Genomic DNA, 10,740 nt, shown 5'->3' on the forward strand with positions numbered 1-10,740 from the left:
GACATCATGCCACAACCGATTATCTCTGCCCAAAAAGTTACACAAAATATTCAAATCAATCAGCAAAGTCTCAGCATCTTAAAAGATATTAATTTAGATATCTATCAAGGTGAACAAATTGCCATTACAGGACGTTCAGGCTCAGGAAAATCAACCTTATTAGGTATCCTCGCGACATTGGATCGACCGAGTTTGGGTGAGTTATGGGTCTGTGGAGAAGCAGTTCATACGCTTACTGAAGAACAACGTGCCCGTGTTCGTTTAGAGAATATTGGCTTTGTCTTTCAATCTTTTCAGTTGTTGCCGCAGTTAAGTGCTTTGGAAAATGTGATGCTGCCGTTACGTTTACAACCCGATTTTAATTTCAAGCAGGCAGAACAAAAAGCCTTGGCATGGTTGGAACGGGTCGGACTGATTCGACAAGCGCAGCAAACGCCGAAAGTGCTTTCAGGGGGAGAGCAGCAACGTGTTGCGATTGCACGGGCGTTAATTGCAGAACCAAAAATCATTTTTGCAGATGAACCCACAGGCAATCTGGATGGGCAAACTGCGGAAGAGGTTGAACAACTGTTATTTGATTTAAATAAAGAACTCGGTACAACCTTAGTGCTAGTCACCCATGATCAAAACTTGGCTGCACTTTGCCAACGCCATGTCAAACTCGCCGATGGTCAGATTCAGGAAATCATCAAGTTGCAGGAGGGGGTATGAGTTCAGTCCTGAAACCCTTACTGTTACAAAGTTTTCGTACTGGGGGCTTATATCTGCTGATTATTGCCTTGTCTTTGGCAATCAGTGCAACTACGGCACTCAAGTTTAGTAATACTCAAGTCCAAAATGCGGTGGCATTACAAGCTGCCGAAATGCTGGGTGGTGATTTAGTCCTATCAGACAAGGATCCTATTCAGCCGAGTTGGTTGCAACAGGCAGATGAACTGAAGTTAAAGCATGCTCCTGTCACTGTGTTTAGTTCGATGGCACATACACAAGATCAGTTTGTAATGGTGAATGTCAAAGCTGTAGATGCAAATTTTCCCTTACGTGGTCAGTTGGTGATTCAACCCAAAGCACAGGCGATACAACCAGGAGAAGTCTGGTTAAGTCAGCGGGCGATGGATTTATTACATGCAAAAATGGGGGAGCCACTGGCAATTGCCGATGCTCAGTTGATGGTTACGGGCATTATTGAACGTGATTCTAATCAAGAGACTGGATTTTCAGGGTTCTCTCCGACGGTGATTATTCACCAAGCCGATATTGCCAAAACCAATGCCGTTCAGGTCGGAAGCCGAATTGAATATCGACTACTGCTTGCGGGTGAACCTGAGCCAATCAAAGCCTATAAAAAGATTTTTAAGCAATCGCAAAAAAATGAACAAGACACCGAACAACAGGCAGATCAACAACTTGAAGGTGAACAAAGCTCACTGAAACTTAGAGATGCCAGCCAATCCAATACCCGCTTAATGAAGCCGATTGAAAATTTGGATACTTTCTTACAGCTGGCCAATCTATTGACCATTTTACTCTGTGGTATCGCGATTGCTTTAACCAGTCAGCGTTATGTACAGCAGAATCAAGATCATATTGCATTGATGCGTTGTTTGGGGGCGAGTAAGCGACAAATTTTATTGGCCTATATTGCCTTGCTTGGAATCGTCAGTGCTTTGTCGATTGTGTTAGGAAGTTTGATTGGGATCGCTTTGGGTTATGGTTTATTGCAATTGATGTTGCAATTGATACCGCAACTGCAATTGAGCTTCGCAGTCGTCGATCTACTTTATGCCTTACCGATTGCGATCTTTACCAGTGTGATGGTGTTGATTGGCTTTATTTTGCCAAGCATTTGGGAATTATTAAACACACCACCGATTCGGGTAATTCGCCAACAGGAGCGTTCACGGAAGTCTTATGTGGCAATGTTTGCGATTGGTATTGTCAGCTTGATTCTGTTTAGTTTGGTGTTGAGTGATAACCTACAGTTGAGCTTGTTGGTACTCAGCGCAATCTTATTGCTTTGCGCGATGATGTATGCTGTGATTTGGCTGCTACTCAAAGCGATTAAAAAACTGAAACATCCTCTAGCGGCTTATGTACGGATTCCACATCAAACCGCTTTGCAGATCACTGCACTGGCTTTAGGCCTGAGTTTGATTACGGTATTGAGTGTATTGAGAACGGATCTGTTGCAACGCTGGCAACAGCAATTGCCTGTGGGTACGCCGAACCAATTTGTTTATGGTTTGCCGCCGTTTGATATGCCTCAGTTTAAGCAACAGATTGAGCAAAATGGTTGGCAATCAACGCCACTGTATCCAAATATTCGCGGACGTTTACTGGCTAAAAATGGTCATGCCTTTGCACCAGAGTTGGTTAAGCAAAACAATTCACTACGCCGTGAGCTCAATCTGACTCAGGCCAGCGTTTATCCTAAAGACAATGTGATTACTCAAGGGGTGGCTCATTTTAGCAAAGCAGGACAAGTGTCGGTTGAGGAAAAAACCGCACACGAGCTTGGCATTCAAATTGGTGATCAACTCAGTTTTAGTTTGCCTGAAGGGGCATTGGAAGCCACGGTAGTGAACTTACGTAGCGTCGAATGGGAAAGTTTTAGTCCGAATTTTTTCTTCATCTTCTCACCGGAAACCATGGATGAAAACGCGGGCAGTTATTTAGGCAGCTTCTATCTGCCACCTGCCGATCAGCCGAAAATGGTGCAATTGATTCAGCAATTTTCCAATACAGTATTTATTGATGTCGGACGGATTCTGGATGAAATTAAACGTTTGGTGAATGTGCTGGTACAGATTGTCACGGTACTGGCCGCCTTGGTCGGCTTCTCCGGTGTATTGGTATTGATTGCCTGTTTGAATGTGCTGATGGATGAGCGTCGTAAAGAAGTCGCTTTATTACGTTCATTTGGTGTTGCCAAGAATAAGTTAAAACGTATGCTCAGTCTTGAGATTGGTTTTATTGGATTATTGTCAGGTGTGGTGGCGTGTTTGTTTGCCGAAGTGATTAGTGCAATCGCCAGTCACAGGATGCAAATGGCTGTGCAATGGCATCCTGAAATTTGGTTGATCCTACCGTTGAGCATGATGCTCATTTGTACTTTGATTGGTCGTTATCGTCTGAGCTATTTATGTGATATTCCACCATTACAAAGTCTAAGAGAAATGAATCAGTCTTAAAATGTTGACTGATTCTGGCGCAGGATTTCATGCCATAAGGGGTTGAGTCCTGTGCTTAACACTGTGCAATACCAATAAAATGCGGCAAGTAATAGTAATCCAAGACTTAAAGCAATGATCTGGAATAAGCCTTTGTTTTGCATTTTTTGACTGAAATACCATGTCGCAGCTAATAAAGCTCCCATGATCATACCGCCGATATGAGCGGCATTATTAATGCCTGAAACGGTAAAACCAAAGACAAGGTTAATTCCCATAATCATCAGTAATGACTTTTTATCGAGCCAAAAACGCTGTTGTGGCAAAGGCGGAAATAATGAGACCACGGTCAACGCGGCACCAATGCCCATCACTGCGCCTGAGGCCCCAGCACTGATGTGAGGAAGCAGTTTAGGATCAAACTGCTGTAATAGTTCATAACCATCACGAATGCTTAAATAGCTTGACAGTACACTCCCCATTAAGCCCGCAAGAAAATACAGACCAATATAGTAGCTTCGTCCAAAGAGTTGTTCGGCAACACTACCAAAAATATAAAGTGCCCACATATTCAGCATTAAATGAATCATGCCAAAGTGGAAAAACATGCTGCTGAATAAACGTTCAGGTTCACCTGTGAAGGTGAGTGGGGTAAAATCTGCACCCCAAGCGATTGCATCTACTGGGGCAGGGTCGGTAATATTCACACCTGAAAGAATCTGCCAGCCAAATAATCCGACATTGACTGCAATCAGTAGCGCAGTAAACCACCATGTTTGTATTTGCAATTTTTGATTGATTTGTGGTGGAGTCGTTTCAGTCATGTGTTTACGCTAGTTATTGATATAAAAAATAGCTTAGCATGAATTTGTTGCACGATGGAGTGATGCACTTTAATGAAAGCCTTTTTAGCACGCGCAGTAATGTTGATTATCGGCATCATTCTACTGATTCAGTTATGGATCTTTGGTAGTTTGGTCTGGTGGCGTACCCATCCGGTCGAAACGACGATGTTTATGCGTGCAGACTATTTGACTGACTTCAAACCGATTAAACAGGAATGGCGCGATTACGATGAAATTAGTGATAATTTCAAACGTGCAATATTAGCGGGTGAAGATGCCAAGTTTATCCATCATCATGGTTTTGACTGGGCTGGAATTCAATTTGCATTAGAACGAAATAGTGAAAAAGGTGAGTTAGTTGCGGGTGGATCAACGGTTTCGCAACAGCTGGCTAAAAATTTATTTCTTTATAATCAGCGCTCATTCATCCGTAAAGGGCAAGAAGCCATTGCCACATGGATGATGGAGCGGATGTGGTCAAAACGCCGCATTTTAGAAGTGTATATGAACTCAGTCGAGTTTGGTCAGAACATCTATGGGGTTGAGGCAGCGGCTCAATTCTATTATGGCAAAAGTTCAAAAAGTTTAAGCCGAGAACAAGCGGCTTTCTTGGCGGCATTATTGCCTAATCCAAAGTACTATCAAGACAACCGCAATGACCGTAAGCTGCAATATCGCAAACGTGTTATTTTAAAATATATGAATGCGATACAAATTCCGCAATAATCCAAAAAAAATTTAAAAAAGCCCAATATTTTTGGGCTTTTTTACCAAATTGACATAATTTTGCAGCATACTTAAAACATCACTTGATGAATGATAATGCGACAAGGTTCGGTATGAATACTGCAGTGACGACAACAGCACCCATAGAATACAGTTACAACGATCGTTATATTAATCGTGAAATTTCGATTCTCGATTTTCACCTTCGTGTACTTGAACAGGCTGTCGACCCACTTCACCCCCTTTTAGAACGGATGAACTTCCTGCTGATTTTTTCACGCAATTTAGACGAATTTTTTGAAATTCGCGTTGCGGGAGTGATGGAGCAACTGACTTTAGGCAATGAAAGTCGCACGCCAGATGGCTTGACACCTAAACAAGTTTTAGATCAAATTTCAAAAACCACGCATGCTGCGATTGAGCGTCAATACCGTATTCTAAACGAACAAATTTTGCCGAAACTGCGTGAAGAAGATATTTGCTTCTTACGCCGTGGTGAATTAACGCCAGCCCAATCAGCATGGATTAAAAAGTATTTCCAAGAGCAGGTTGCACCTGTATTGACTCCAATTAGTCTTGATCCTGCGCATCCATTCCCACGCTTAGTCAACAAAAGCTTAAACTTCATTGTGACTTTGGAAGGGAAAGATGCGTTTGGCCGTCAGATCGATCTTGCCGTTGTACCCGCACCACGTTCCTTGCCGCGTGTGGTACGTTTACCAGATGAACTCACCGACGGCAAAGAACATCATGTGATGTTGTCTGCAATCATTCACGAGCACGTGTCTGATTTATTCCCAGGCATGACGGCAACCGGTTGTTATCAATTCCGTGTCACGCGGAATGCCGATTTAGCCTTGAATGAAGATGTAGAAGATCTAGCCAAAGCGCTCAAAGGTGAATTAAGTTCACGCCGTTTTGGTCGAGCAGTTCGTTTGGAAGTGACACATAACTGTCCAAAGCATATTTATGAATATTTACTGGATGAGTTTGATCTAAACGAAGAACAGCTCTATCGTGTTGATGGACCAGTGAATTTGGCGCGTTTATTGTCGAACTTTAAGCGCCCGCATTTACGTTATGACTCACATACACCAGTCATTCCAAAAGCATTTAAAAAGTCGGAAAGTATTTTTGCTGCCATGCAGAAGCAGGACATTTTATTGCACCATCCGTTTGAATCATTTGCGCCTGTGATTCAATTATTGCGTGAAGCTGCGCGCGATCCACAAGTGCTGGCAATTAAACAAACGCTCTATCGTAGTGGTGCTGATTCAGAAATCGTGCAAGTGCTTGCCGAAGCAGCGCGAAATGGTAAAGAAGTCACAGCGGTGATCGAACTGCGTGCCCGTTTTGATGAAGAATCCAATATTGAAGTGGCCAACGTCCTGCAAGAAGCGGGTGCTGTGGTGGTATATGGCATCGTAGGTTATAAAACCCATGCCAAAATGATTCTGGTCGTGCGTCGTGAAAATAATAAATTAGTGCGTTATGTACATTTGGGAACGGGTAACTACCATGCTACCAATGCACGTATCTATACCGACTATGGTTTGATGACCACTGACAAAGACTTGTGTGAAGACGTACACCGTATTTTCCAAGAATTAACCGGTATGGGTAAAATGGCGAAGCCGAAAAAGCTACTGCATGCGCCATTTACTTTACATGCGCAACTCATTAATTATATTGATGATGAAATTGCCAATGCCAAAGAAGGTAAACCTGCACAAATTATTATTAAAGTGAATGCTTTAACTGAAGTTCAGTTAATCAATAAATTGTATGAAGCATCGCAAGCAGGTGTACAGGTTGACCTGATCATTCGTTCAATTTGCTGCTTACGTCCAGGCCTGCCAAATCTGTCGGAAAACATTCGTGTCCGTTCAATTGTAGGTCGTTTCTTGGAACATACACGAGTTTATTATTTCAGCAATAATGGTAATCCACGTATTTATGGTTCAAGTGCAGACTGGATGGATCGTAACTTGTTCAACCGGGTTGAAGCCTGTTTCCCGATAGAAGATCCGGCCTTGAAGAAGCGTATCTATCAACTCGGTTTATTGAATTATCTCAAAGATAATCAGCAAGCATGGTTGTTACAGGGTGATGGTGTATGGGATCGTGCACGACCTGTGGAAGGTGAAGAGCCACACAATGCACAGCATACTTTATTGGACGCAATTAAATAAATGCCTGAGTGTTCCAACAAGGCATAGTACTTGTTGGAACACATTTAAATTAAATCGGGAGAGACGCTTTTATTGTGGTTTTCCCAACCTTGGAGTAAATAATTAAAGTTCCTCCCAAACGTTCTAAACGCGTTTGCATACTTCTCAGGCCGACACTCATTCCCGCAGTTTGGACCGCTTCAACATTAAATCCAATTCCGTTGTCCTCAATTTCTAAAATTAATTTTGCATCATTTGAAAAAGATAAGCTAAAGTGCACTGAATTTGCTTGGCTATGTTTTAAAATATTGGTTAAAGCTTCTTCTGCGACTCGCAGTAAGGTCAAACAAATGAGCGGACTCGGCTGGACCTGCCAAGACTCGGGAAAAGACCACTTTGATGCAATATCAAGTTCATCAAATAACTGACTAAAGCGATAACGCAATGGAGCTCCCCAGAGCAAAGGCGTATCTGGTACTTTCGCCCCAGTACTTGAGCCACTATCAATCACCTGACGCAAGTCATCTCGTAATAACTTTAACATGGATAAAAATTGTTGATTGCTCAGATTTACATGGCTTTGATCGACAGTCACCATGGAACGAACCAGAGAACCGCCTAAGCCATCATGTAAATCATGTGCAAGTTGTATGCGTTCTTGTAGCTTTGCATTTTCTAATTCAAGTTGATGCTGGGTGCTCAGTGAAACAGCCAATTCATCCCTTGCTTCAACAATATTCTGTGCCAATGTTTGATTAAATTTTTCAATTTTCTTCACATTTTTGGCAAGCCTTAAAGCAAGAATAATCGCAATAAATAAGGTCATTAAAGGCGCTGTATAAGCAACAGTAGCAGCTCTAGTTGAGGACTTGCTAAGAATCAGATACGCGTCATGCAGTACAATAAATAAGAAGAAAACAAAAACACTCGCCAATAAATAGGCTTCGATTTGTCTTACTTTATAAGCAATAAAAGGGAACGAAATACAGTTGGCGATATTAATAAAAACAGCGCAGATAAAGGTGAGTAGTAAAAACCATGTTAATGCTGTATCTGGGAGTAAAATAGCGGATAGAGCTACAACAATAAAGCCAATCAAAAAGGTTCTTTCGATATGGGGAAAACGTTGATGCGCAAAACGCCATGCATATAAACAACCACAAATTGCATGCATAAAAATCATGACGATATTGATGCGTGCAATTTGTAAGGTATTTAAGCCAAAAGGGGGATTGATGATGGCAATGTTGCTCATAATAATCACCCAGCAGAAGGAGGTTAGAGCAAACCAACCAAAAGCTTTTTCCTGTCGACGAAAGAGCCAGACCAGAAAAGCAATCAGGCCCAAGATCAGTGAGAAGGAAAGATTAAAAAAGTTTAAAACGCGTTGTTCATATATGAAGGTTTCATATTGAGGAATTGCGATTTCTGGTGTTGCTAAGATAACATGTCCTAAGCCTGGATCTTGGGTTGCAACTCCAACGACCCGAATCCATAAAGTATTTGAGCCTTGTTTTAATGTAGAGGGCAGTAAATCCCAGTAGCGTGGCATATTCCAACTACGAGACAGTGGCTCAACTAGAGATTTATCTTGCCAGAGGCGTTCGTCGTTTAGATAAATCTCTCCAGCCATATTAATACTATTAATCACTAAGGTAATCGGTTCGTATTGATGCTGTGGACAATGATAATCCCAAGCAATTTTATACCATGCACTACCGGTATAGTCTGGCCAACGTTGATGCCAATGATCAGGCAAAGTTATCGTTTGCCAGTCGGTTTGAGGGCGTTGTGTCTGACTTTCTTGGTTTGCTTTTGCAACCTGTATCGAGGTGATTTGAGCTGTACAGCTTGAGTGGCTATTTGCAATAGATGGCAATGAATTCGCCAGCACTACTTGTGCTAAGCAAAGCGACCAGCACAGTATAAGGTACTTTATAAAAGACCTAATGAACGTGCTGTATTGATGGCTTTGGAGCGACTGCCCACTGAAAGCTTTCGATAAATATGTTTGATATGACATTCGATTGTATATTTTGATAAATGAAGAAAATCAGCGATTTCTCGATTACTCATTCCTTGAGAAACCAGTTTTAAAATTTCAAATTCTCGCGCTGAAAGTAAATGATTTTGTTCTACGGCTACAATATCTTTTGTTGTCGGTTCAAATGAAATTTTTGACAGAATCTGTTGGGCTATAAACGGGTCTATTGGTGCACCACCTCTTAATATACTCCGAATTGATAAGGTAATTTCAAAATCATCTCGTTCTTTTAACAGATAGCCTGTTGCACCCATTTGGATTGCTTTTAAAATCGTTTCCTGAGTGCTCCAAGCCGAAATAACCAGAACGGGCGAGCTTTCATCGAGCTGTCTTAGGCTTTCGATAAAATCAATGCCATTGCCATCGGGTAATCCGAGATCAACCAGTGCAAATGAAATTGGGCTTTGTTTAAGTATCTCTTTCGCTTGATAGAGGCTTTGCGCAAAAATGAGAGCCTCTTGTGTATAACCAATGTCCAGTAAGATTCTTTTTAGCCGCTGTTGCATGATTGCATCATCTTCCAGAATAAATACGGGCACGGGTAAAGTGAGTTCATTCTGAGACACAAAAATCATCCTTAACCATTATTGTTTTCAGTTGTCATCATAGGGGGGATTTGATTTTTTGACTATCACTGAAATTAGGTATTGTAAGGTCTATTTCTACAATATTTTTTCAGGCCTCTTTTATTCTATTACTTATTTTTAGATCATATATTTTATTTTAACTATTATTTAAATTTTATATGGCTATTAAATGTTTTTATTATTAAATAAATTTAATCAAGAATTATTTTTAAAATACCAGTTTTCAGTGATATTTGAATTTATTCTAATGTGATCTTATGTGTTTTCAATAAAACTTATTTGAATAAATGGAGAAAAACCATGTCAGTTAAGCATCTAGACAAATTATATTTACGTTCGTTATTAACAGATTTTTGGAAAAAAGAATTAAATACCAATAAAGATCCAGCCAATGGTAAGTGGTATGAAAAGGGGGCACAAAATGATGGCGGACTATATGGGGATGTGAGTGATGCTGATGATGTTGAAATCATTTTTCATCAAGATCAGGCAAAACTTGAAAAAAATCAGGTTACGATTATCCATAGCGATTTTGACAACTCTAAAAGTAACATTGGCACTGAGTTTTCAACAGAGTTATCGGATACTTGTACTTTGGCAAAAACCCATACGACAACAAAGAGCCATACAATCAAGTTTGGTCTTGGCTATGAAGTAAAAGCAAAAGCTGGAATTGTTTTTGTGGATGTAGAAGAGACGATAAAAGTTAATTTTGAATATCAGTATGCGACTTCAAAAACAGAGTCTACAACGGAATCTAGCTCTCAAACCATCAAGCAAACAATTAAATGCATTGTACCCGCAGGAAAGATTTACAGAGCTTCTTTGGTCTGTACTAAACAGCGATTATTAATACCATTCACTGCTTTAATTGCTTTTAAGGGTACAACAGGGACTTGGTTCGAAAGCCGGGTGGATAACCATTATCATTGGATCTCTTCTATTGGACATGCCTTTCAACAAATTAATGCAAAAAAATTAGCTGGAAATGATAGTGAAAGATTTACCGTACGTGGTATCGAAGATAAAGGAATGATGGATAATTCTCAGCAATTCGATTTTAAAATTATTATTTCGGATATTACTAATCTCGTTAATTTGGGGAATGTTGAGAAATTAATAGAAAAAGAGGAAAACTTTGTAGAGCTTGTTGAGCTAGCTTAATTTAATAGTTTTTAAGATGCTCACACATGTGGG

8 protein-coding genes are annotated in these 10,740 nt (G+C 40.7%); 5 read left to right on the forward strand and 3 right to left on the reverse strand.

All coding sequences use genetic code 11. The annotated features are described in order from the left end of the window. Positions 1-6 precede the first annotated feature (6 nt). Both F902_RS06925 and F902_RS06930 read left to right on the forward strand, forming a co-directional pair. Complete coding sequence (locus tag F902_RS06925; protein WP_005202240.1) at positions 7-711, forward strand: ABC transporter ATP-binding protein; 705 nt, start codon at positions 7-9, stop codon at positions 709-711. After that, positions 708-3,191, forward strand: coding sequence for an ABC transporter permease (locus tag F902_RS06930; RefSeq protein WP_005202241.1), 2,484 nt, complete (start codon positions 708-710; stop codon positions 3,189-3,191). Before F902_RS06925 ends, F902_RS06930 begins: the two co-directional genes overlap by 4 nt. Here F902_RS06930 and F902_RS06935 read toward each other — a convergent pair. Then, positions 3,188-3,994 (reverse strand): rhomboid family intramembrane serine protease, encoded by an 807-nt coding sequence (locus tag F902_RS06935; RefSeq protein WP_005202243.1) that lies wholly within the window; start codon positions 3,992-3,994, stop codon positions 3,188-3,190. The genes F902_RS06930 and F902_RS06935 overlap by 4 nt on opposite strands. A 72-nt stretch (positions 3,995-4,066) precedes the next feature. Here F902_RS06935 and mtgA point away from each other — a divergent pair, with 72 nt between their 5' ends. Beyond that, positions 4,067-4,741 carry a monofunctional biosynthetic peptidoglycan transglycosylase gene (mtgA, locus tag F902_RS06940; RefSeq protein WP_005202246.1) on the forward strand — a complete coding sequence of 225 codons (675 nt, stop codon included), beginning with the start codon at positions 4,067-4,069 and terminating at the stop codon, positions 4,739-4,741. A 113-nt stretch (positions 4,742-4,854) separates the two neighbouring features. Next, positions 4,855-6,933 (forward strand): polyphosphate kinase 1, encoded by a 2,079-nt coding sequence (gene ppk1 / locus F902_RS06945; protein ID WP_005202248.1) that lies wholly within the window; start codon positions 4,855-4,857, stop codon positions 6,931-6,933. A 49-nt stretch (positions 6,934-6,982) separates the two neighbouring features. Here ppk1 and F902_RS06950 read toward each other — a convergent pair whose 3' ends face one another. Further along, complete coding sequence (locus tag F902_RS06950) at positions 6,983-8,806, reverse strand: sensor histidine kinase (RefSeq protein WP_005202250.1); 1,824 nt, start codon at positions 8,804-8,806, stop codon at positions 6,983-6,985. A gap of 41 nt (positions 8,807-8,847) precedes the next feature. Beyond that, on the reverse strand, positions 8,848-9,531 hold the full coding sequence (locus tag F902_RS06955) for a response regulator transcription factor (RefSeq protein WP_017402398.1): 684 nt from the start codon (positions 9,529-9,531) through the stop codon (positions 8,848-8,850). A 312-nt stretch (positions 9,532-9,843) separates the two neighbouring features. On the opposite strand from F902_RS06955, the gene F902_RS06960 reads away from it, so the two are divergent. After that, positions 9,844-10,707, forward strand: coding sequence for an ETX/MTX2 family pore-forming toxin (locus tag F902_RS06960; protein ID WP_005202252.1), 864 nt, complete (start codon positions 9,844-9,846; stop codon positions 10,705-10,707). Positions 10,708-10,740 lie beyond the last annotated feature (33 nt).

Source organism: Acinetobacter higginsii (assembly GCF_000369525.1).
Lineage (GTDB): Bacteria > Pseudomonadota > Gammaproteobacteria > Pseudomonadales > Moraxellaceae > Acinetobacter > Acinetobacter higginsii.

Excerpts from the sequence above, each read along its gene's own strand:
- F902_RS06925 (WP_005202240.1), top strand. The coding sequence starts at position 7 with ATGCCACAACCGATTATCTCTGCCCAAAAAGTTACACAAAATATTCAA.
- F902_RS06930 (WP_005202241.1), top strand. The coding sequence starts at position 708 with ATGAGTTCAGTCCTGAAACCCTTACTGTTACAAAGTTTTCGTACTGGG.
- F902_RS06935 (WP_005202243.1), bottom strand. The coding sequence starts at position 3,994 with ATGACTGAAACGACTCCACCACAAATCAATCAAAAATTGCAAATACAA.
- mtgA (WP_005202246.1), top strand. The coding sequence starts at position 4,067 with ATGAAAGCCTTTTTAGCACGCGCAGTAATGTTGATTATCGGCATCATT.
- ppk1 (WP_005202248.1), top strand. The coding sequence starts at position 4,855 with ATGAATACTGCAGTGACGACAACAGCACCCATAGAATACAGTTACAAC.
- F902_RS06955 (WP_017402398.1), bottom strand. The coding sequence starts at position 9,531 with ATGATTTTTGTGTCTCAGAATGAACTCACTTTACCCGTGCCCGTATTT.
- F902_RS06960 (WP_005202252.1), top strand. The coding sequence starts at position 9,844 with ATGTCAGTTAAGCATCTAGACAAATTATATTTACGTTCGTTATTAACA.